This is a genomic window from Microbispora rosea (assembly GCF_044460045.1).
GTDB lineage: Bacteria > Actinomycetota > Actinomycetes > Streptosporangiales > Streptosporangiaceae > Microbispora > Microbispora rosea.
The window spans coordinates 38,180-60,313 of sequence record NZ_JBITJO010000012.1; the positions used below are offsets into that span (position 1 = coordinate 38,180).

General features: G+C 69.3%; 20 protein-coding genes and 2 pseudogenes. 11 read left to right on the plus strand and 11 right to left on the minus strand.

What is annotated here, in order from left to right; translation table 11 throughout:
- Positions 1–165 precede the first annotated feature (165 nt).
- Positions 166–1,461, plus strand: a complete 1,296-nt coding sequence (locus tag ACIBK1_RS34770) for an MFS transporter (protein WP_396739950.1) — start codon at positions 166–168, stop codon at positions 1,459–1,461.
- Between the two features lie 94 nt (positions 1,462–1,555).
- Here ACIBK1_RS34770 and ACIBK1_RS34775 read toward each other — a convergent pair whose 3' ends face one another.
- The 3 genes from ACIBK1_RS34775 to ACIBK1_RS34785 form a co-directional block, all read right to left on the minus strand.
- Entirely contained in the window at positions 1,556–1,915 is a 360-nt protein-coding gene (locus tag ACIBK1_RS34775) for an aldolase/citrate lyase family protein (RefSeq protein WP_396739952.1), read from the minus strand.
- Between the two features lie 357 nt (positions 1,916–2,272).
- The gene (locus ACIBK1_RS34780; RefSeq protein ID WP_030511273.1) at positions 2,273–2,920 is read right to left on the minus strand and encodes a nitroreductase family protein; all 648 of its coding nucleotides are present in this window, start codon (positions 2,918–2,920) and stop codon (positions 2,273–2,275) included.
- Positions 2,921–2,979: 59 nt separating this feature from the next.
- Positions 2,980–3,804, minus strand: a complete 825-nt coding sequence (locus tag ACIBK1_RS34785; RefSeq protein ID WP_030511274.1) for an isocitrate lyase/PEP mutase family protein — start codon at positions 3,802–3,804, stop codon at positions 2,980–2,982.
- An 827-nt stretch (positions 3,805–4,631) separates the two neighbouring features.
- On the opposite strand from ACIBK1_RS34785, the pseudogene ACIBK1_RS34790 reads away from it, so the two are divergent.
- Positions 4,632–4,790, plus strand: a pseudogene (locus ACIBK1_RS34790) (GIY-YIG nuclease family protein); the annotation flags it as partial.
- Between the two features lie 189 nt (positions 4,791–4,979).
- On the opposite strand, the gene ACIBK1_RS34795 reads toward ACIBK1_RS34790, so the two are convergent.
- The 7 genes and pseudogenes from ACIBK1_RS34795 to ACIBK1_RS34825 form a co-directional block, all read right to left on the minus strand.
- Entirely contained in the window at positions 4,980–5,273 is a 294-nt protein-coding gene (locus tag ACIBK1_RS34795) for a DUF1330 domain-containing protein (RefSeq protein ID WP_396739954.1), read from the minus strand.
- A 33-nt stretch (positions 5,274–5,306) separates the two neighbouring features.
- Positions 5,307–6,728, minus strand: coding sequence for an MFS transporter (locus ACIBK1_RS34800; protein ID WP_396739956.1), 1,422 nt, complete (start codon positions 6,726–6,728; stop codon positions 5,307–5,309).
- Positions 6,725–7,183 carry a MarR family winged helix-turn-helix transcriptional regulator gene (locus tag ACIBK1_RS34805; RefSeq protein WP_396739958.1) on the minus strand — a complete coding sequence of 153 codons (459 nt, stop codon included), beginning with the start codon at positions 7,181–7,183 and terminating at the stop codon, positions 6,725–6,727. The genes ACIBK1_RS34800 and ACIBK1_RS34805 overlap by 4 nt, the downstream gene beginning before the upstream one ends.
- 42 nt (positions 7,184–7,225) lie before the next feature.
- A pseudogene (locus ACIBK1_RS34810) lies at positions 7,226–7,393 on the minus strand (helix-turn-helix domain-containing protein); the annotation flags it as partial.
- Between the two features lie 97 nt (positions 7,394–7,490).
- The gene (locus tag ACIBK1_RS34815) at positions 7,491–7,907 is read right to left on the minus strand and encodes a VOC family protein (RefSeq protein ID WP_076438030.1); all 417 of its coding nucleotides are present in this window, start codon (positions 7,905–7,907) and stop codon (positions 7,491–7,493) included.
- 101 nt (positions 7,908–8,008) lie between these two features.
- Positions 8,009–9,064 (minus strand): zinc-binding dehydrogenase, encoded by a 1,056-nt coding sequence (locus ACIBK1_RS34820; protein WP_396739960.1) that lies wholly within the window; start codon positions 9,062–9,064, stop codon positions 8,009–8,011.
- 31 nt (positions 9,065–9,095) lie between these two features.
- Positions 9,096–11,237: an amidase family protein gene (locus ACIBK1_RS34825; protein WP_396739962.1), complete on the minus strand. Its 2,142-nt coding sequence runs from the start codon at positions 11,235–11,237 to the stop codon at positions 9,096–9,098.
- 279 nt (positions 11,238–11,516) lie between these two features.
- Here ACIBK1_RS34825 and ACIBK1_RS34830 point away from each other — a divergent pair, with 279 nt between their 5' ends.
- Genes ACIBK1_RS34830 through ACIBK1_RS34870 form a run of 9 tightly spaced genes read left to right on the plus strand, consistent with a single transcriptional unit; the run spans position 11,517 to position 21,258 of the window.
- The gene (locus tag ACIBK1_RS34830; RefSeq protein ID WP_396739964.1) at positions 11,517–13,154 is read left to right on the plus strand and encodes an ABC transporter substrate-binding protein; all 1,638 of its coding nucleotides are present in this window, start codon (positions 11,517–11,519) and stop codon (positions 13,152–13,154) included.
- Between the two features lie 41 nt (positions 13,155–13,195).
- Positions 13,196–14,137, plus strand: a complete 942-nt coding sequence (locus tag ACIBK1_RS34835; RefSeq protein WP_030511281.1) for an ABC transporter permease — start codon at positions 13,196–13,198, stop codon at positions 14,135–14,137.
- Complete coding sequence (locus tag ACIBK1_RS34840) at positions 14,134–14,997, plus strand: ABC transporter permease (protein WP_396739966.1); 864 nt, start codon at positions 14,134–14,136, stop codon at positions 14,995–14,997. The genes ACIBK1_RS34835 and ACIBK1_RS34840 overlap by 4 nt, the downstream gene beginning before the upstream one ends.
- On the plus strand, positions 14,994–16,010 hold the full coding sequence (locus ACIBK1_RS34845) for an ABC transporter ATP-binding protein (RefSeq protein WP_363528976.1): 1,017 nt from the start codon (positions 14,994–14,996) through the stop codon (positions 16,008–16,010). Before ACIBK1_RS34840 ends, ACIBK1_RS34845 begins: the two co-directional genes overlap by 4 nt.
- Entirely contained in the window at positions 16,007–17,044 is a 1,038-nt protein-coding gene (locus ACIBK1_RS34850; RefSeq protein ID WP_396739969.1) for an oligopeptide/dipeptide ABC transporter ATP-binding protein, read from the plus strand. Before ACIBK1_RS34845 ends, ACIBK1_RS34850 begins: the two co-directional genes overlap by 4 nt.
- Positions 17,041–17,991 carry a N(4)-(beta-N-acetylglucosaminyl)-L-asparaginase gene (locus ACIBK1_RS34855; protein ID WP_051762446.1) on the plus strand — a complete coding sequence of 317 codons (951 nt, stop codon included), beginning with the start codon at positions 17,041–17,043 and terminating at the stop codon, positions 17,989–17,991. Before ACIBK1_RS34850 ends, ACIBK1_RS34855 begins: the two co-directional genes overlap by 4 nt.
- Positions 17,988–18,812 (plus strand): M55 family metallopeptidase, encoded by an 825-nt coding sequence (locus ACIBK1_RS34860; RefSeq protein WP_030511286.1) that lies wholly within the window; start codon positions 17,988–17,990, stop codon positions 18,810–18,812. Before ACIBK1_RS34855 ends, ACIBK1_RS34860 begins: the two co-directional genes overlap by 4 nt.
- The gene (locus ACIBK1_RS34865) at positions 18,809–20,065 is read left to right on the plus strand and encodes a methylaspartate ammonia-lyase (protein ID WP_030511287.1); all 1,257 of its coding nucleotides are present in this window, start codon (positions 18,809–18,811) and stop codon (positions 20,063–20,065) included. Before ACIBK1_RS34860 ends, ACIBK1_RS34865 begins: the two co-directional genes overlap by 4 nt.
- A complete protein-coding gene (locus ACIBK1_RS34870; protein ID WP_231514117.1) occupies positions 20,065–21,258 on the plus strand; it encodes a CaiB/BaiF CoA transferase family protein in 1,194 nt (397 codons plus the stop codon). Before ACIBK1_RS34865 ends, ACIBK1_RS34870 begins: the two co-directional genes overlap by 1 nt.
- Before the next feature lie 105 nt (positions 21,259–21,363).
- On the opposite strand, the gene ACIBK1_RS34875 is transcribed toward ACIBK1_RS34870, so the two are convergent.
- The gene (locus ACIBK1_RS34875) at positions 21,364–21,855 is read right to left on the minus strand and encodes an Lrp/AsnC family transcriptional regulator (RefSeq protein ID WP_051762448.1); all 492 of its coding nucleotides are present in this window, start codon (positions 21,853–21,855) and stop codon (positions 21,364–21,366) included.
- Positions 21,856–22,134 lie beyond the last annotated feature (279 nt).

Here is a 22,134-nt window from a genome sequence, read left to right on the forward strand (position 1 = left end):
GCCACATCATCCACCTCATCAAGGGCTGACACGGCCGCGCACCGGCTCATGGAGCTAGATCGCGACGTGAGCTGTTTCGAATGCCCGTGTGACTCGTGCAGATAAACCCTGAAGTGCTTACAGAGCAGAGCCCCGTCAGGAGCATGCCGTGAGCGAGGAGTACACATGATCGAAAATGCGGAGGCGACGCCGACACACCACGCACCGCAGGTGCGCGTGGTCACGGCATCGTCGTGCGCCGCGGCCGTCCCGACCCAGCCCGCAGCCGTCCGCGCTCCCGCCACTGCTGCGGAGCCCGGGAGCAGGCGGGGCTGGGCGTCCGTCGGTGCGGTCGCGCTCGGCGCGTTCGTCGTCGTCATGACGGAGACGCTGCCTGTGGGGCTGCTACCGCAGATCGCCGACGGACTGCATGTCTCGCTCGGCCTCGCAGGGCTGATGGTGCTCGTGCCGGGCTTCAGCGCCGCGGTGTCGGCGCCGCTGTTCTTCCTCGGCTCCGGCCGCTTCAACCGGCGCTCGGCCATTCTCGTTCTGGGTCTAACGGTGCTGGTGTCGAACGCGGTCGTCGCGATGGCGCCGACCTTCGTCCTGGTGCTGATCGCCCGTATGCTCTTCGGCGCCACCCTCGGAGCCTTCTGGACCGTGGTCTCACCGGTCGGACCCAAGCTGGTGGGCCCGGCCGGCGGCACTCGTGCCATCACCATCATCGCGGCGGGTATCTCGGGTGGGACGGTGGTGGGGCTGCCGGCGGGACAGTTCCTCGGCGACCTCGTCGGCTGGCGTCTCACTTTCGCCGCTGCGGCGGCGGCGACACTGATTGTCGTGGTTGTGCAGACGGTCCTGCTGCCGGGCATTCCACCGGACGGGCGTACGCACCTGCGTGACCTCGTGGGAGTCGTGACGCGGCGGGCCGCCCGGTTTGGGATGGCGGCGGGCGCGGTGGTGTTCATCGGGCAGTTCACCGCGTGGACGTACATCACCCCGTTCCTGATGGACCACACGCATCTGTCCAGCGGCGTGGTCTCCCTGCTGTACGTCGTCTACGGCTGCGGTGGAATCGTCGGCTCGCTCGTCGCCGGATCGCTGTTCAAGCGCGGAGTGATCGGCAGCTTCGCCGGGTCGGCGACGGTGGTGGCCGCATTGCTCATCGGGCTGGCGAACGCGGGCACCATACCCTGGCTGGCCGGCCTGTTGCTCGCGCTGTGGGGCCTGGTCTGGGGAGTCGTGAACCCGGGAACGCTGGTCTGGCTACTCGACGCGGCCCCGGAAACTCCGGAGGCCGCGTCGGCGGTGAATGTGACGAACCTTCAGGTAGCCCTGGCGGCAGGGTCTGGCCTCGGCGCGATCCTTGTCTCGTCGACAACCCTGCAGACGGTGTTCCTCACGGCGGGCTTCACCGTCCTTGCCGCCGCCGTGCTCGCCACGGTGGCGGCGCGGTTCATAACACTCGCCCGGAGGGAATGAGGAGACCCGAGCGAGCCAGGGGGTGGCCGGGCGCTCAGAGCCCCGGACGCACTCGGCGCTCTTGGGAGCCACAGTGATCGGGCTCGCTGAGACCTCACCTGGGGCAATCGGGAAGGTAGTCCCGACGGGTCATCCGGCCCTTGGCCGACTTGGCGCCTCGTCGGCTCGGCATTCTTGAGTCCGGTAAGCAATCCTGTTTCACTCGTGGCAGATCGGCACTGGGTACACGCCCCTGTGGGTCGAAGGCGTTGACGCGGATGGGCTTGCCGGTGGCGGCGACGCCGTCGAAGGCGCGGTGGACGGCGGCGATGACGTCGGGGTGCGTCTGCTGGCCCAGGACGCCCATGGAGGCGGCGAGGTCGCTCGGGCCGACGAAGACGCCGTCGATGCCGGGGGTCGCCGCGATCGCCTCCGCGGCTGCGGCGCCCTCGGCCGTCTCGATCTGCCTCAACACGGAGCGACGGCTCGGGGTCGAGGACCTGCTTGATCGTCACGGGGTCGGCGGCGGGGATGCGCACCACGGACGTGAAGAGGTAGGCCGAGACGGCGTACAGCTGTGCGAGCGTGGACTCAAGGCCGGTGGGAGCGTGTTGCTGTCATGGCTGCTGTCACCTCAGCCATGGTCACTCACCGGGAAGGCCCGAATCAGGCCTGCGGATGACGGTCTGGCACTGCCGACGACATCGCGCGGGCCATGATAGACCGGCGGCGCCTGCCGCCGAGCTGGTTGTCCGGGGTGGGACGACATCGAGGACCGAGATGTCTGCGGTCTGCGTACTTCAACCACAGTCGTTCCCGATGCCGGGGATTTTTAGACGAAGGTGAACAGCCGGTCGGCTTCGAAGCGCGACACCGGGCCGTTGTACACCTTCGCAAGGTCGGGGTAGCCGAGGGCCAGCAGCACTGTTGTGGTGTGTCCGGTTTCACGGATCTTGAACGCCGCGTCGACGCTGATCGGGTCGAACCCTTCCAGCGGCGTGGCCTCGACGCCGAGCTCAGCGGCCGCCATCATGGTCAGGCCCAGCACCAAGTAGGTCTGCTTCTCCATCCAGTGGTTCAGGTCCTTGTAGCGGTAAATGCGCATGTTGAGGAAGTCGCGGGTCATCGACTGCCACAGCGCGTTCTTCGCCTGGTCGGGGAACCGACCGTCGGCGGTCTCCTTGTCGAACACCTCTTCGATGTGGCTCTCGGGCAGATCTGCCCGGGTGGTGAGGATGATGGTGTGCGACGAGTTCAGGATCTTCCCGCTGTTGTCCTGGAATCGTTCGCCCAGGTTGGCCGCGAGGCGCTCTTTGGCTTCGGGCGTGGTGAGGACGTAGAAGTGGTTGGGCTGGATGTTCGTCGATGTCGGCGCGGAGCGCAGAAACGTCAGCAGTTGTTGAAGGGTTTCCTCCGGGATGGTCTTGCTGGGGTCGAAATACCTGGTGAGGTGCTTGTTCATGAGCTTGTCGAGGTCCATGTCAACCTGCCTTCTTCTTGCGATCGCTATGTGAGGAGCGGTGGTCCGTAGGGTTTGGGCTAGTTCGTGCCGCGGGCAAGTAGGTCGCTGATGCGCTCGAAGCTGATGCCTGTCGTCGCGGCGGTGAGGTCACCCGCGACGAGCGCCTTGGTGGCCTGTTCGAGTGCTTCCATCGCGTGGGTGTAGAGCGCTGGACCCACGCTGATGCGTTTGACCCCGGCCTTCTGAAGTTCTGCGACGGTCAGCACCTTGTCCGCCGGCGAGATGAGGACGTTGACCGGTGTCGGCGCGACGGCGGTGACGATCGCGACGAGTGCGTCGAGGTCGGGCGGGAAAGGGGCGTAGAGCACATCCGCGCCGACCTCGGCGAAGGCCGTCAGCCGCCGGATGGTGTCGTCGAGATCGGGCCGCCCCTGAATGAAGTTGTCGGTGCGGCCGGTGACGACGATGCGTCCCTTGGCCGCGTTGACGGCGCTACGCATGCGGTTGACGGCATCGTCGAAGTCGCGGATCGGTTGATCGGGGTTGCCCGAGGTGTCCTCGATCCCGATACCGGCCAGGCCGGACGCCACGGCGGCTTCCACGGTCGCAGCGACGTCTTCAGGCGTCTCGCCGTAGCCGTCCTCGAAGTCTCCGTTGACCGGCAGCCCGGTGAGCCGGCCAAACAGCCGCGCATGCTCGAGGTGCTCTTCGCGGGTGACTTGGTGACGCCCGTCAAGGCGGCCGAGCGTGCTGGCGAGCGCCACCGACGATGTCGCGATCGCCTCGAAGCCGGCATCGGCCAGCATCAGCGCCGAGAGGCCGTCCCAGGCGTTCGGCATGACAAGGCCACCGTCGCGGGTGTGCAGCGCCATGAATTTCTCATAAAGCTCGGAGCCCGGCATGTCGGAGCCTTTCCTGAGTGATCGTGGAGTCGGTGAGGGTTGCGGCTGCGTGCGCGGACCGCGTGGGTCGTGACATAGCGAATCGACCTCCGGTCGGGGTGCGAGTAGTCCTCATCAAGCCCAAGTCGACCTCTTGGCGCCACAGAGCTCCGCCGCAGGCCTTACCCGCGTTGGCCGCAACCCGGCAGAGGGCGGTCGGTCGCGTCGGGTGCTTGGTGAAGTGCATTGCGAGGGGTGACTCCGTCAGCGCCGAGTTCCGGATCTCGTCGCAGCGCATGCAAGAAGGACTATACAGTCCAACTACACGCATGAAGGACTGCACAGTCCAAAACCTGGTAAACCCAGAATGTCGCACTTCACCGTGTCTGCTGGCGTCCCCGGGGCTGACGTCCGGACCGACCGGATCGTGCTCACGTTGGACTAAGTAGACCTTTTGCATCAAGCACTTCCGGCACACTCAGGGCACACGACGCGTGACATGAAGGCCTGGTCGAGCGCGGCCCGAGCCTGCTCGAAGGGGGCCGCGCATCACGCCATGGCGGGTCCGTCCAGGTGGACTGGACGGACCCCTTCGACCCCCGTCCGCCCCACCGGACGATGAGTCGGATCGATGAACCGCCGATGGACCGCGACGAGCAGTGAAGGGGGCCAGTGGTCAAGCTGCTGTCGAACGGTGATGCGGCGGGGGCGGGGGACTGAAGGCGAAGCTGGAGGAGATCGGCGCCGCGGTCGCCGATGTAGAGGCGCGCGAGGCCGACATCCGGGCGGGCTACGTGTATGTGATCTCCAACATCGGCGCGTTCGGCGAGAACGTCGTGAAGATCGGCATGACCCGGCGGCTGCAGCCCGAGGACCGGGTGCGTGAGCTGGGGGACGCCTCGGTGCCGTTCAGGTTTGACACCCACGCACTGATCTTCAGCGAGGACGCTGTCTCCCTCGAAGGCCGGCTCCACGACGAACTGCGCGAGCGGCGCGTCAATAAGGTCAACCCGCGCCGTGAGTTCTTTTACGCCACCCCAGCAGAGGACCGCGACCTGCTGGAGAAGATCGTCGGCCAGCACCGGCAGTCGGCTCACGGCGCTGCACCCGCAGCTGGACGAACCCCGCCACACCAGCGGCCGCACCAGCGAAAACCAAGACGGTGGATCTTCAGTGAAGACCCGACTGGACCTCGGTCAGTCGATGCCTTCGACGATGCGGAAGTCGCGCTCGACGCCGTCGGAGAGGGCGACCAGCGCCTCCTGGTAGGCCGCACTCTCGTACGCCGCGACGGCCTGCTCGAAGCTGTCGAACTCGACCAGGACGGTGCGCTCGGCGATTCCGGCGTCACGCGCCACGACCCGACCGCCACGGACGAGGGTCCGGCCGCCCCCGGCCGCGACGGCCGGACCGGCCAGCTTGTTGTAAGCAGCCAGCTTCTCAGGGTCTGAAATGGTGCGGTAGACGCTGACCCAGTAGCCCTTGGGCATCGAACCTCCAGTGTTGGGATGAGTGCATCTGACTTACGGGTTGGTCTCGGAGGAGCGTCGGCGGGCGAGAGCGAGGCTTGTCAGCGTCGTGATCGCCATGGCGCCGATGCCGACCAGCGCCGCGGTGGTGTAGGCGCTGTCGTCGGGGAAGAGGTGGCCGGGGCCGGTGCCCGCGGCGAGGATCAGGCCGCCGATGGCGCTGCCCAGGGAGTACCCGACGCTGCGGACGACGTAGTTGAAGCTCATGGCGCTCGACGTCTCGCTCTTGGGGGTGACGGCCAGGATGACGCCGGGCATCGCGGCCGAGAAGCCGCCGACGCCGAAGCCGAGCACGCCCATCGCCGCGAACAGTTCGGCCAGGTCCGACCGGGCCGCCGCGAACAGGGCGAACCCGCCGCCGACCACGACGGCGCTGCCGGCCAGGAGCAGGGGGTCGGCGATCCGCGTCCGGACCCGCGGCGTGAGCTTGCCGGCGACGAATCCCAGCACCGAGAACGGGATGAGGACCAGCCCGGCGACGAAGGTCGTCAGCCCGAAGCCGTAGCCGGCGCCATGCGGCGTCTGCGCGTACCGGGTGATGAGCGTGAGCAGGAGGTACATGCCGATCCCGCCGACGAACATGGCGAGGTTCGCCCCGGCGACCGCCGGGTGCCGTACCGCCCGCACATCGATCAGGGGCGTCGTGCTGCGCAGCTCGATGACGGCCCAGACGCAGAGCAGCACCACCGCGACGACGGCGAGGCCCGCCGCCAGGGCGAGGTGCCGGCTCCACAGATTCCGTTCGCCGGCGAGGAACAGCACCAGGAGCAGCGCAGCGGCCAGGACGACCGCGCCTGCCACGTCCACGTGGGCGGAGCGGCCTTCGGGGGCTTCGGGCATGGAGCGCCACGCGGTCAGGAGGGCGGCGGCGGTGACGACCAGGCCGAGGCCGTAGGCGGCCCGTACCCCGCCGAGCTCGGCGAGCAGTGCGGCCAGCGGGTAGCCGACACCGGCCCCGATGATCGAGACCACCGAGATCAGGGCGATCACGGCCGCGCCGCGCTCCTCGGGGAGGTGGTCCCGGGCCACGCCCATCATCAGCGCCGTCAGCCCGAGCCCGACGCCCTGGGCCGCCCTGCCGGCCAGCAGCCACGCGAACGGCAGCGGCAGCACGGTGAGCGCGCTGCCGGCGACGACGACCGCCAGCGTGGCGAGGATCGTGGCCCGCCGGTGTGGGCCGGCTCCGAGCCGGCCCAGGACCGGCGTGGCGACGGCGCCGCTGAGCAGCGCGACGGTCAGCGTCCACTGCGCGCTGCCGAGCGAGACGTGGAACGAGGTCGCCACGCTGGTGATGAGCGGCGTCCCCAGGCTGCCGACCGCCGCCACGACCAAAGCGATGAACATCAGGGCGGGGACCAGCAGCCGCGCCACCGGAAACGCCTTCGCCGCGACCTCGCCGATCGGCTGCCCGGTCACTGCTTCGGCCCTTCGCGGTCCTGGCTTTCGAGCTCTGCCAGATGCTTCAGCGCCGGAAGGGCCGCCACCAGCGCCTCGACCTCGTCGCCGGTGAGCTCGCCGATCAACCGCTCGAACGCCTGGATGCCCGCCTGACGCCGCGTCCGGACATAGGAGGCGCCGGCCTCGGTCAGGCACACCAGCGTGACCCGCTTGTCGGATGCGTCGCCCCGCCGCTCGACCAGGCCGGACTCCTCCATCACCCGGACCAGGGTGGTCATCGCGGGCTGGGTGACGCCCTCGACCGCGGCCAGATCGGTGATGCGCCGCGGGCCGGTCCGGTCCAGGGTGGCCAGGGTGGCGGCGGACGTCAGGCTCATGTCCCGAGGCAGGCGTCTCGCGGCCCTGGTGGCCAGGCCGTAGAGAGCTGCCCCGATGGCGGCGGACGCGTCAGGAGCGGTGTCTTGACGGCTCATGCCCGAAGCATAGCACTTTTATATTCATAGTTTATGGAATGACGTGCGGCAAAGGCCGTGGTGCGGGCGCGAGGAACGGTCGGCCATGCCCGTTGCTCCGTATCGCCGGTAGCGGTCGGCCCGGCGTCGGGCGGTGGTGACGGCGACCTGGAAACGTTCGGCTGCCCTGCACACTGGCCAGTCGTCGTCGACGACACACTGGGCTCCACGCCCGTGGACAGCGGCCGCTCACGCGCGCTGCTATCGCCATCTGGCACAACGACCAGAGCGGACAGCCCGTCCTGCGCTCACTGACCGCCTACGACCACTAACCCTCCGGGCCGATCGTGTACGTGGACGGTGCCAGCGTGCGCAGGACATCGAACTCGTTGCCCTCGGGATCGGCCATGACCACCCAGCTCCGGCCGGAGCCCTGCCCCACGTCCACCTTGGCGGCGCCGAGGCCGAGCAGCCTGGCCACCTCCTCGTCGGTACCGCCGTCGATCGGGCTGACGTCGAGGTGGAGCCGGTTCTTCACGGTCTTGCCCTCGGGCACCCGAATGAACACCAGAGTGGGCGGCATCTGGCGGGCCCGGACCTCCTCGACGGTTGGCTCCCAGGAGCCGATCTCGACCTTGCCCTCGCTCCGGTCGATCACCTTGAAGTCCAGGACCGCGCACCAGAAGGCCGCGAGCCGCTCCGGATCGTGGCAGTCGACAACCAACTCGGTGAACCTACTGGTCATGACTCCCCCAACAGTGCGGACGGGGGCTCAGCCTATGAGGCCGCGCCACCCGTCCGGCAAGTCCGGGATCGCTACGACCACTAACCCTTGGGATCGATCATCTAGAGGTCGCCCGTGGTGAGCATGATTTTGATCGACTCTCGGGAGGCCATCGCGGCGTAGCCCTGCGCCACGTTCTCCAGCGGGAGGACGGTGTCGAACACGGGGCCGGGATCCAGGGTCCCGGTCGTGATGCGCGAGATCAGGTCGGGGAGATACCGGCGTATGGGGGCGATCCCGAGGTTCAGGCTCAGGTTGTGGACGAGCGGCTGGAACAGCGGCAGCGTCGGCGCCGTGTGCGGCACGCCCACCGCGCCGATGGAACCGCCGTCCCGGGCCATGCCGACCGCCATGGCCCAGGACTCCGGCGTGCCGACCGCCTCGATCACATGCCGCACCCCGAGGCCGCCGGTCCGCTCGCGTACCGCCGCGACGCCTTCCTCGCCCCGCTCGGCGATGACGTCGGTCGCTCCGAAGGACTCGCCGACGGCGGCGCGGTCCGCGTGGCGGCTCATCAGGAAGATCCGTTCGGCACCGAGGATGGCCTTCGCCCCCAGCACCGCGCACAGCCCGACGGCTCCGTCGCCGATGACGGCCACCGTGGACCCCTCGGCGACACCCGCCATGACGGCTCCGTGCAGACCGGTGCCCATCACGTCCGAGGCGGACAGCAGCGCGGCGTACACGGATTCGTCGAAACCGGTCGGACCGCCGGGCACCTTCACCAGCGTTCCGTCGGCCCATGGCACCCGGACCGCTTGGCCCTGGCCGCCGTCGGCGCCGGGTGCGCCGAAGGTGCCGCCCCTCTCGCACGAGGACTGGATTCCGTCCAGGCAGGCGGGGCAGGTGTTGTCGGACCACGTGAAGGGCGCGACGACCAGGTCGCCGGGGCGGACGGCGCGGACCTCGCCGCCGACCTCCTCCACGATGCCGATGAACTCGTGGCCCAGCCGGGACCGCTCCGCACGGGTGATGACGCCTCGATAGGACCACAGGTCCGAGCCGCAGACGGCGGCGCGCAGAACACGCACGACGGCGTCGGTCGGCTCGGACAACGCGGGGTCGGGCACGTCCTCGACGACGACGTGGCCGGCGGACATGTAGAGGGCGGCGCGCAAGGGGATTCCTTCGTGGGGTCGGTTCGATCAGTTAAAAGGCCGGCCTGCGGACGTCCACGGCGAGCGTCGACTCGACGTGGGCGGCCACGGCCAGCAGTTCCATGTCGGTGCCCAGCGGGGACGACAGCTGGAGTCCGATCGGGAGGCCGTCGGCGCTCCAGCCGCAGGGCAGCACCAGGGCCGGGGCTCCGGTGAGGTTGTAAATGCCGGTGAACAGACCCTCCGCGGCCCCCTCCGGCGTGTCCACGGGAGGCGTCGTGACGGGCGCGACGAAGGGCGCGGCGGGAGTCAGCAAGACGTCGATCCCCGCGTAGACCCCGGTCGCGGCGGGCAGCAGTCGCTCCCGTACGGCGAGGGCCTTCCGATAGTCGGCCTCGCTCACCCCGGAGCCGGAACTCAGCAGCCGCAGGGTCTCCGGCCCGTAGTGGCCGGGATCCGCGCTCACCCGCGCCCCGTGAACCTGCCACGCCTCGTACAGCAGGATGTGAGGGAAGGCCGCGTCGAGTTCGTGGAAGACGGAGCCGTCCACCTCGACGACGGAGTCGCCGGCGTTGCGGAGGATGTCCAGCGCCGCCCTGACCGCGGCGGCCACGTCCGGCTCGACCTCGGCGCGCTCCAGCAGGCCGGGGAGCACTCCCACCCGGATACCGGCACCGGATCGAGTCACGGGACGGTCGCCGGTAAGAGCCGAGAAGACGGTGGTCGTGGTCGCGACGTCGCGGGCGAGCAGCCCCACGTGGTCGAGTGTGGGGGCGAGCGGCTCGACGCCGTCGAGTGGCAGCGCGCCGTAGCTGGGCTTGAATCCGACCGTGGCGCAGTAGTGGGCCGGGATCCGGATGGAGCCGCCCGTGTCGCTACCCAGCGCCGCCGGGCATACGCCGGCGCCGACCAGGGCGGCCGATCCTCCGCTGGACCCGCCGGCCGTCCGCCCGGGGTTGTAGGGGTTCATCGCCTCCCGCACCTCCGGGTGGACCGCGCCGGCCGCGTACTCCAGCAGCGAGGTCGCCGCGAAGACGTCCGCGCCGGCCGCGCGCAGCGCCTGGACGACGGGGGCGTCGGCGGCGGCCGGCTCGGCGCGCATCGACGCGGGGTTGCCGTTGCCGCGCGGGTGTCCGGCGATGTCGATCATGTCCTTGACGGCGACCGGCACGCCGTGCAGGGGTCCCTCGGGCGCGCGCGGCGGCGCGGGGAACAGCGTGACCACGGCGTCGAGCGGCCGGCCGAGTCGTTCGGCTCGTTCGTACGCCGCGAGCAGCCGCAGGTTCGCGACCTCGCAGGTGCGCTCGCCCCGCTCGATCGCCTTGATCAGCTGGCCGGTGTAGGTGGTCAGCGGCCCTGAGAGGTCGTGCAGCAGGTCGTCGACCTCGGTCTTGCGCCTGCGGACCATCAGGTCGCGGTAGATGCCGCTGTGGGACTTGGCGCTGTTGCGGTTGAACGTGACGAGCCGGTCGAGCGAGCCCTCGAGGTCGTCGGGGTCGAAGCCGTCGAACCCCTCGGGCTTCACCGGCGCCTGCGCGAGCACCTCCCTGGCGATGCCGAGCATGAGCGGCCGCCACTCGGGCGCCTCCAGGGAGTCGGCGATGGACAGGTCGGAGACCGCGCCCGCGTAGAGCATCGCACCGTAGGCCTCCTTGCCCCAGAGGAAGCCCATGATGTTGCCGGTGGCCTCGGCGTAGGGCAGGGCCTCGACGAGCTCGCGGACCCGAGGTGTGATCTCACCGCCGGTCGGCTCGCCGACCCGGAAGGTGCCGATGTTGCCCTGCATGATCCGGCCCGGGCCCAGTACGTCCGCCCCGAAGTTCACGAAGCTCACGAGGAGCCGGTGGGCGCCGACGACGGCGGAGAGCCGGTCGGCGGTCAGGCCGTTCTGGAAGCTGACCAGGTATCCGTCGGGAGTGAGCCGATCACGCACAAGTTCCGCGGCCTGGTCGGTGTGATGGCTTTTGACCGCGATCGCGACGTGGTGCAGGCGTTCCGGCAGACCATCGGGGGTGACCGCCCGTGCCCTCACCGTGAAGTTCTCGACGGGCCCCTCGATGGACAGGCCGTCGCGGTTGATGGCCTGGACGTGCGCGGGGTCGGCGTCGCACAGGAGCACATCGTGGCCGGCGCGGATCATGTGCGCGCCGATCGTGCCGCCGATCGCGCCCGCGCCGATGATCGTCAGTTGCATGAGAAGCCGCCTGGTTTGGGAGTGATTGGGGGGCTTTGCCGTTGGACACTACCTGAACCGATTTGAATGCTCTAGTCTGCATCTGCTGGTGAAGTCGGGACGGCGACCTTACGTATGACAGCTGATCGACGCGTAACCTTTACGAAACGTCGTGATGCTCCAATACTTCGTCGCGGGCCGATCTGATCCTCCGTCGGACCCCTGAAGGCCCTTGCTGAGGCCCCTTTTTCGTCCATAGCGACCCCTGCGCACCACCGCGACATCTCGTGAAGGATAGGCATGTCTGACCACAGCACTGACGCATCGGCCCCATCGGCCTCACAGATCTTCGCCGGCCTCAGGGTGCCCGACATCAGCCGGCGCCGGATGCTCCAACTCGGCGCGCTCGGCATCGGGGCGTTCGCGTCCGCGCCGCTGCTGGCAGCCTGCGGATCGTCATCGGACACCTCCACCGGCGCCTCGTCCGGCGCTGCCAAGAAGGGGGGAGATCTGGTCATCGTCCGTGACCACGACGCGGTGAACATGGACAAGACGACGGTGTTCAGCAACGCCTCGATCTGGACCTACGCACAGATCTACGAGCCGCTGGTGGCCATGACGGAGGACGGCCTGGGGGTGAAGCCCTGGCTCGCGGAGAGCTACGAGATGTCGCCCGACAACAAGTCGTGCACGCTGAAGCTCAGGAAGGGCGTGAAGTTCCACAACGGCCAGCCCATGACCTCGGCGGACGTGAAGTTCTCCATCGACGAGTCGAGTAAGACCAAGGGCGGCTGGGAGTTCATCAACTCCGCGATCAAGGAGGTGACCACGCCGGACGAGTACACCGTCGTGGTGACCACCAAGTATCCGTGGGCGCCGTTGCTGGCCGACCTGAGCTGCCCGAACAACGGAATCATCCCCAAGGACTACGCGGGCAAGACCAAGGACGAGTTCTACGCCAACCCGATCGGAACCGGCCCGTTCGTGTGGGGCACCTGGCAGAAGGGCAGTGCCCTCACGCTGAAGAAGAACCCCTCGTACTGGCAGTCGGGCAAGCCGTACCTGGACTCGGTCACCTGGAAGGTGGTCGCGGACAGCAACGCCCGCGCGATCCAGCTGCAGGGCGGGCAGGCGCACATCAACGAGAGCCCCCCGTTCTCCAGCCTCGCCCAGCTCAAGAACACGCCGAACCTGAAGGTCGACCTGTTCCCGTCCACCAGGACGGACTACATCATGATGAACCAGCACAAGAAGCCGTACGACGACGTGCACGTGCGCCGCGCCATCTCCTATGCCATCGACCGGGAGGCGCTGGTCAAGACCATCCTGTTCGGCAACGGCACCCCGGCGAACTCGTTCCTGATGCCGTCCACGCCGTTCTACGACAAGAACTGCCCCGGCATCCAGTACGACATGAACAAGGCCCGGGAGGAGCTGCGTCAGTCGAGCGTGCCGAACGGCTTCACCACAACGTGGCTCGCCATGTCGGGCGACGCGGTGGACGCGGCGATCGCGCAGGTCCTGCAGGCGTCGCTGAAGGAGCTCGGCATCACGATGAACATCCAGAACGTGGACCCGAGCGCACAGCACGACATGACCGGCAAGCTGGACTACGAGATCGCGCACTCGTACTGGACGATGGACCTGGCCGACCCCGACGAGCTGGCGCAGTTCGCCCTCGATCCCAGTTCCGGCGGGCACTCCTTCGACACCGGCTTCAACGACCCGGAGATCATGGATCTGGTCCACCAGGCGCAGAAGGAGTTCGACAAGACCAAGCGCCAGGCGCTGTACAGCGAGCTCCAGGCGAAGGCCGCCGAGTCCGCGTTCCTCGCGTTCCTCTTCTACACGCCCTTCCCGTACGCGACGGCGAGCGACGTGAAGGGCTTCAAGGTCCTGCCGACCGGGTCCTACCACATGGAAGACGTCTCGCTCTGAGCCGGGCCGATGCGGACTGAGAACCTGGAGCGAGAGCAACGATGAGGTATGTCGTCTACATCCTGAAACGGGTGGTGTCGCTGATCCCGGTGTTGCTCGGGATCTCGTTCATCGTCTTCTTCCTGATCCGGCTGATCCCGGGAGATCCGGCGGCGACCCTGCTCGGCGTGCACGCCACCCCGGAGGCGGTCAAGGAACTGCGCGATCAGATGGGGCTCGAGAAGCCACTGCTGAGCCAGTATCTGACGTTCCTGGGCCACCTGCTGCAGGGCAACCTCGGATTCTCCTACGTGTACAACAGCTCGGTCCTGGGACTGATCGGGACCAGTCTGCCGGTGACGATCTGGCTGCTGGTCTCGGGCACCTTCTTCACGCTGCTGATCGCCGTACCGCTGGCCGTCCTGGCCGCGGCGCGGCGCAACGGGGTCGCCGACAACATCATCCGGGCGGTGCCGGTCGTGGGTCTGGGGTTGCCGGCGTTCCTGCTGGGCATCGTGCTCATCCTGGTCTTCGGGCTGAAACTGGGCTGGTTCCCGGTCGGGGGGTACGGCGACAGCCTGGCCGAGCATCTGCGCGGCATCGTGCTGCCGGGCGTCACGGTCGCCCTGACGCTCGCGCCGATCGTGATCCGCAGCCTGCGCGCCAGCATGATCGAGGTGCTGAGCAGCGACTACATCGTGACGGCGCACAGCAAGGGGATCAGCACCGCGCGGGTGGTGCTCGGACACGCCCTGCGCAACGCCGCCGTCTCGTCCGTCACCGTCCTGGGCGTCAACATCGCCTATCTCACGGGATCGACGCTGGTGGTCGAACGGGTCTTCTCGCTCCCGGGCATCGGACAGCAGATGATCAATTCCATTTTCGGAAGGGACTTCCCCACCGTGCAGGGAATCACTCTGGTCTTCGCGATCATGGTCGTCGTCGTGAACCTGTTGACCGACGTGGCGCACTCCGCCCTCGATCCCCGGGTCCAGCTCACATGAGCGCGGTCGCCACCGCGGGCCCCGCCGCGCCGGCGGGTTCCGGCGCCCGCCGCCGGCGTGGCCGGTGGAACGCGCCGCTCGTCGCCGGGCTGATCCTGTTCGGCCTGATCGTCGCCCTCGCGCTCTGCGCGCCACTGCTGACGAGCCAGGACCCGATCAAGCAGAACCTCCAGGCCGCCTTCCTCGACCCCGGCGCGAAGGGCCACCTGCTCGGCACCGACGCGCTCGGGCGCGACGTGCTGGCCCGGCTGCTCTACGGAGCCCGCGTCGACCTGCGGGTCGGCGTCGTGGCGGTCATCTCGCCGCTGATCATCGGCAGCCTGATCGGGCTGGTCGCGGGATGGTTCGGCGGATGGGTGGACGCCGTCATCGGCCGGATCGTGGACATGGTGATCGCGTTCCCGTTCCTGGTCCTGGTCATCGCGCTGGTCTTCGCGATGGGGCCGGGGACGACCAGCATCTACGTCGCGGTCACTCTGGTCGGGTGGGTGGCGTACTGCCGCATCGTCCGCGGTCAGGTCCTGGTCGCCAAGGAGCAGGAGTACGCCATGGCGGCGCGGGCCAGCGGGCTGCCGACGTGGCGGATCCTGCTCCGGCACCTGCTGCCGAACGTCGTCCTGCAGGCGATCATCTTCTCGATGAGCGACATCGTGCTCACCCTGCTGGCGATCGTGACCCTCGGCTTCCTCGGCCTCGGCGTGCCGCCGCCGACCCCCGACTGGGGAACCATGATCCAGGAAGGTCAGCAGTTCATCTTGACCAAGTGGTACATGGCCACGATCCCGGGCCTGGCCGTCGTCGTCACGGGACTCGCGCTGGCGCTGATCGCGGACGGCATCGTGGAGAAGGCGAACCAATGACCCCTCCGCTGCTCGAGGTGCACGACCTGCACGTCGACATCCCCATGCCGCACGCACGGCTGCACGCGGTCCGCGGCGTGTCCCTCACGGTGGGCGCGGCCGAGTCGGTGGGGCTGGTCGGCGAGTCCGGCTCGGGCAAGAGCCTCACCCTGCGCGCGCTGCTCGGACTGCTGCCCCGCCCGGCGCGGATCGTCTCGGGAACCATCCTCATCGACGGCGAGGACGTCACCGGGCTGCCGGCCAAGCGACTGCGGCGCCGGCTGGCCGACACGATGAGCATGATCTTCCAGGACTCGCTGACGGCGCTGAACCCGGTCATGCGCGTGGGCGACCAGATCGCCGAGGCGCCGCTGCGCAGGCTCGGCAAGTCGCGCGGCGAGGCCAGGTCGATCGCCGTCGACCTCATGAGAGAGGTCGGGATAGCCGATCCCGAGCGCCGGTACGAGCTGTATCCGCACCAGCTGTCCGGCGGCATGCGCCAGCGTGTCTGCATCGCGATCGCGCTGTCCACCAAGCCCCGGCTCATCCTCGCCGACGAGCCGACCACGGCCCTGGACGTGACGATCCAGGCCCAGGTCCTCGGCGTCCTGCGGCAGCTCAAGCAGGAGGAGCACGTCGGCCTGCTGCTGGTCAGCCACGACCTGGCCGTGGTCAGCCAGACCTGCTCGCGGCTGTACGTCATGTACGCCGGCAAGGTCGTCGAGTCCGGCGACCTGGTCGACCTGGTGACCGAGCCCCGGCATCCGTACACCTTCTCCCTGCTCCGGTCGGTGCCCGACCCGGACCGGCGCGTGGCCCGGCTGCTGACCATCCACGGCCGGCCGCCCGACCTCACCCAGCCTCTGACCGGCTGCTCCTTCGCCCCCCGATGCCCGTTCGCCGAGGACGCCTGCCGAGTGGGGGAGCCGGAGCCGGTGCCTGCCGGAACGGGGAGACTGAGCGCCTGCCGGCGCGTGGACACGGCGGAGCGGTGGACTGCGATGGCCGAGGAAGAAGCGGGGAGCACGCGGTGACGGCGGCTGACGAGATTCTCTCGATCGAGGGCCTGGCCCGGCACTTCAGCCCTCCCGTGTCGGTGACCGACCGGCTCTTCGGGAAGAAGCCGGTGGTGAACCGCGCCGTCGACGGCGTGGACCTGGTGCTGCACAAGGGGGAGACGCTGGGCCTCGTCGGCGAGTCGGGCTGCGGCAAGTCGACCCTCGCGCGCACCGTCGTCGGCCTGTACCGCCCCACGGCGGGCACGATCAACTACGAGGGCGAGGTCCTGCCGGAGAAACGCACCCGGGCACAGCAGCGCGCGATCCAGATGGTCTTCCAGGACCCCTACAGCTCGCTGAACCCGCGGATGACGGTCGGGCAGATGCTCTCGGAGCTGCTCCGGTTCCACAAGCTGGTCCCGCGCAACAGGGTGGACGCGCGCAACCGCGAGCTGATGCACCTGGTCGGCCTGCCGGAAAGCGCCCTGGGCCAGCGCCCGCGGCAGTTCTCGGGCGGGCAGCGGCAGCGCGTCGGCATCGCGCGGGCGCTCGCGCTGGAGCCGGCCGTGCTGGTGGCGGACGAACCGGTGTCCGCCCTCGACGTGTCGGTCCAGGCCACCATCATCAACCTGCTGGCCGACCTCAAGGAGACGCTCCACCTGTCGGTCATCTTCGTCTCGCACAACATGGCGGTCGTGCGGCAGATCTGCGAACGCACCGCCGTGATGTACCGGGGCCGCATCGTCGAGACCGGAGCCACCGCCACCCTGTTCGACGATCCGGCGCATCCGTACACCAGGCTGCTCATCGGCTCGGTTCCCCGCCTGGTCGGCGCGCGGGGCCCGGTGGAGGCGGAGGCGGAGCAGACCGGCGACCTCGGTCCCGTGCGGGAGGAGGTCGCGCGGTCCGCGACGCGCGACGGGACCCAGCCCTGCCGCTTCGCGGACCGGTGCCCGTCGGTCGTCGCCGCGTGCGCCGCCGAGCCGCCGCTGCTCGCCGATCCCCGCGACGCACGCAGGCGCGCCGCCTGCGTGCACATTTCCCACCATTCTGAAGGAGTGATCGCGTGAGCGGTCCGATCGTCATCGGCAGCGAGCGGAGCGAGGCCGGCCTGCCCGCCGCCATGGAGACACTCGCCCGCGGCGGCTCCGCCCTGGACGCGGTCGAGGCCGGTCTGCGCAGGTGCGAGGACAACCTGGACGACCACTACGTGGGGACCGGCGGGCTGCCGAACGCCCAGGGTGTGGTGGAGCTCGACGCGTCGGTGATGGTCGGCTCGACGAGGGCCTTCGGCGCCGTCGGCGCGGTGAAGGGATTCCCCAACCCCGTCTCCATCGCCCGGGCCGTCCTGGAGCGGCTACCCCAGCACAGCCTCCTCGTCGGCGAGGGCGCCGAGCTGTTCGCCGAGGAGAACGGATTCGCCCGCGCGGAGCTGCTGACCGAGGAGTCCAAGAAGCTGTTCCTGTCGGCACTCCAGCCGTCGGACGAGTCCGTCGAAGGCGAGCGGACCGCGGCGCAGGCCGGCGACGAGCTGTACCGCCGGACCGCGCTCGAACTCGTCAACCGCTTCGCCCCGCACGACGGGCCCTGGGGGACCATCAACATCATCGCCCTCGACGCCTCAGGCGAGCTCGTCGTGGGCGTGTCCACCAGCGGCTACCCCTGGAAGTACCCGGGGCGCATCGGGGACTCCGCCGTTCCGGGCGCGGGAAACTACGCCGACGCGCGGTACGGAGGCGCCGCCTGCACGGGCCGGGGAGAGCTGAGCATGCGGGTCCTCGGCGCCCGGGGCATCGTCGCGGACATCGCGCGCGGGCTCGACCCCTCGGCGGCGTGCCTGGCGATGCTCGCCGATGCGGCCACCCTGCCCGACGAGTTCCGTGCCGAGCTGCGCTGTCTCGCCCTCACGCCGGACGGCCGGCACGGCGCGGCGGCGGGACAGGCCGGCTCGTACTACGTGGTGATGACCGAGAGCTCGACCGGACCGGAGTCCCACCCGAGGAGCGTGCTGTCGTGAAGATCTTCATCTCCTCCGACATGGAGGGGACCGCCGGCGTGGTGGACTGGGACCAGTGCGTCATCGGCGGGTCGCAGTATCCGTACTACACCGAGCTGCTGACGGGGGAGATCAACGCCGCCATCGAGGGCGCGATGCGGGCGGGCGCCACGGAGTTCCTGGTGAACGACGCGCACTCGAAGATGGCGAACCTGAAACCGGACGCACTCGCCGGACGCGCCGGCTATCTGTCCGGCCGGTACAAGCCGATGTACATGATGCAGGGGCTCGACCCGAGCTTCGACGCGATCTTCCTGGTCTCGTATCACGGATCGATGGGCAGCAGGGGCTCGGTCCTGTCGCACACCTACTTCCCGCTGGCGTTCGCCGAGGTGACGATCAACGGCGTCGTCGCCGGTGAGGCGGGCATCAACGCGCTCGTGGCGGCCGCATACCGGGTGCCGATCGTGCTGGTCACCGGCGACGCGACGACCGCAGAGGAGACCGAGCGGTTCTGTCCGGGAATCAAGGCCGCGGTCGTGAAGCGGTCGGTGTCCCGGTTCTCCGCCGAGGCGTTGCACCCGGAGGCCGCGAGGGACCTGATCCGCGAGCGGGCGCGCGAGGCCGTCGAGCACCTGCCGGGCGCCGCGCCGCCGTCCATCGGCCTCCCGGTCACGCTCGGCATGTCCTTCCGCAGCAGCGACTACTGCGAGCTGGCCGCCAGGATCGCCGGAGTCGAGCGGACCGGGGACCTGTCGGCGGTCATCGTCGGAGACGACCCGCTGTGGATCTATCAGACGTTCATCACGGTCGTGCTGCTGTGCCGGGGGCTGGTCGAATGAAGATAGTCGACGTGCTCACACAGCCGGTTCGCACCGGCTTCTTCGCCGACGACCAGGCGGCGATCAGGGCCGGTGCGGAGCACGACGGCTTCGCCTACGCGGGCGCCCCGATCACGCCCGGGTTCTCCGCCATCCGGCAGGCGGGCGAGGCGCTGTCGGTCCTGCTGCTCCTCGAAGACGGCTCCGTGGCCCACGGCGACTGCGCGGCGGTGCAGTACAGCGGTGCCGGTGGCCGCGACCCGCTCTTCAGCGCCGCGGCGGCCCGCCGGGACGTCGAGGAGCACCTCGTCCCGATGCTGGCCGGCGCGGAGCTCGGCTCGTTCCGCGAGCTGGCCGGGCGGGTGGACGCATGCCGTACGACCTCCGGCCCGTTGCACACGGCCATCCGGTACGGCGTGACGCAGGCGGTGCTCGACGCCGTCGCGCAGAGCCGGCGGCTCACCATGGCCGAGGTCGTGCGTGACGAATACGCGACCGGCGTCGATCTGGAACCGGTGCCGATGTTCGCGCAGACCGGCGACGACCGGTACGCCAACGCGGAGAAGATGATCCTCAAACAGGTGGACGTCCTGCCGCACGCCCTGATCAACAACGTCGACACCAAGCTGGGCCGGGGTGGCGAACTCCTCGAGGACTACCTGCGGTGGCTGGTGAAGAGGATCGGGGAGCTGCGCCCGGACAGCGCGTACACGCCCCGGTTGCACGTCGACACCTACGGCACCGTGGGCCTCGCCTTCGACGGCGACGTCGACGCGGTCGCCGCCTATCTCGCCCGTCTCGGGGAGATCGCGGCCCCGTATGAGCTGGTGGTCGAGCATCCCGTCGACGCCGGGAGCCGGGAGGCCCAGATCGAGACGTACGTCCGGCTGCGGTCCGCCCTGCGGCGGATGGACGCGCGGGTGAAGATCGCCGTCGACGAGTGGTGCAACACCCTTGAGGACATCGAGATGTTCGTCGACCGGGGCGCGGCCGACGTGATCCACGTCAAGACACCGGACCTCGGCGGCATCAACAACACGATCGAGGCGCTGCTGCTGGTGCGCGACCGCGGACTTGTCGCGTACTGCGGTGGCACGTGCAACGAGACGGACCGCTCGGCGCAGGTCACCGCCAACGTCGCCATGGCCTGCGGTGCGGGACAGGTGCTGGCCAAGCCCGGAATGGGAGTGGACGAGGGACTGATGATCGTGGGAAACGAGATGGCACGGGTGGCGGCGATCGCCGCGGCACGCCGAGAGCCGGTCCTGCCGTGATGCCGCTGGAGGATGTCAGGATCATCGCGATCGAGCAGTACGGCGCGGGGCCGTTCGGGAGCGTGCATCTGGCGGACCTGGGAGCCGAGGTCATCAAGATCGAGGACCCGTCGACCGGCGGTGACATCGGGAGGTACGTCGTTCCCGAGCAGCACGGCGAGGACAGCCTGTTCTTCGAGACGTTCAACCGCAACAAGCGCAGTCTCAGCCTCGACATCTCCACGCCCGAGGGCCGCGCCGTGTTCGAGGACCTGGTCAAGGTCAGCGACGTGGTGCACTCGAACCTGCGGGGGGACGTCCCGGCCAAGCTGAGGATCCGCTACGACGACCTCAAGCATCTCAACCCGGCGATCGTGTGCAGTTCGCTCAGCGGGTTCGGCATGACCGGGCCGCGCAGCGCCGAACCCGGGTACGACTACGTGCTGCAGGGCATGGCCGGCTGGATGGACCTCACCGGCGAGCCCGGCGGACCGCCCACCAAGTCCGGGCTGTCGCTCGTGGACTACTCGGGCGGGCTGGTGGCGGCGGCGTCCATCCTGGCCGCGCTGCACGCCGCGCGGCGCGACGGCGTCGGCGCCGACTGCGACGTCAGCCTGTTCGACACGGCGATCTCGATGCTGACCTACCCGGCCGCCTGGCAGCTCAACGGCGACTTCGAGCCCAGGCGCACCCACCACTCCGCTCATCCGTCGCTCGTCCCCTTCCAGGCCTTCCCGACGGGAGACGGCTGGCTGGTGGTCGCCTGCCCGAAGGAGAAGTTCTTCCGCCGGCTCGCCGGGGCCCTCGGGCATCCGGAGTGGCCGGACGACCCCCGGTACCGGGACTTCGCCGCGCGGCGGGAGAACGCCGCAGCCCTGCTGGCCGAGCTCGAGGCGGTGTTCGCCACCGGCACGAGCGAGCACTGGCTGGGCCTGCTGCGGTCGGCCGGGGTGCCGTGCGGGCCGGTGAACACCGTGGCGCAGGCCCTGCGGGATCCGCACACCGTCGCCCGGGGCATGGTCGTCGAGACCGAACATCCCTATTTCGGGACCGTGCGGCAGGTCGCGAGCCCGCTGCGGGTGGGTTCGGAACAACGCGCCCACGCGCGTGCTCCCCGGCGCGACGAGGACGCCGCCTACGTCTTGGGCGAGGTGCTCGGGTACGACGCGGAACGCATCGAGCGGCTGCGCGCCGCCGCCGATCGCCGGGGCTGAGGTCTCCCAGATGGCCACGCCGCCGCGAGGTCCGTGACCCGCCCCCGAAAACGCCTTCGGGCGCACGGACCCCCCACACGATCCCCGGTGAGCCGGCCGGACCGCTCAGGCCGGCTCGCCGGGCGGGGCCGACAGCAGGTCGGCCACCAGGTTCTTCGGCTCTATCTCCACCAGGCTGAGCGCGGTCTCGGTGCGCTGCACGCCCTCGATCTGCCAGATGCAGTCCATGAGCAGCTGCCGCAGATGCTGGTGATCACGCACCCGGAGCCGGGCGAGCATGTCCATGGCGCCGGTGACGATGTCGAGCGCTTCCAGCTCGGGTATCAGGGCGAGCTGCTCGACGAGGTCCTGCTGCTGGTAGCCCTGGACGGCCGTGATGATCAGGTACACCGTCATCGGATAGCCCGCGGCGCTCCAGTTCACGCGCACGCCGTACCCCTGGATCACACCGAGACGTTCCAGACGCGCGATGCGTTCTCCGACCGCGGGGGCGGACATGCCGAGCTCACGGGCGAGCGCCCGCTGCGAGCGTCTGGAGTCCTGGCTGAGCAGGACGAGTATCTGCCGGTCCACGTCGTCCAGCGGAACCGGAGGCACTGGGACGGGCACGTCGGCGACAGCCCGCAGGGGAGCGGCCGAGGTATGTGAAGCAGCCGGGGCGTGCGAAGCAGGGGAGCGGCGGCGAGGGGGCATGGCGGGAAGGCTACCCCGCCGGGGACACGGAAAGGGCACGGAAAGAGCCCCGCCGCCGGAGTCACCCGTATGACAGGTGCCACATCTCGGGGCGGACACCCGCAGCGACAGGCGATCCGAATGCGTTTGCAGTGGATGGCTGGTATTTGCGGGGCAAATGGTTAGTATGAGACGCAACTTCCC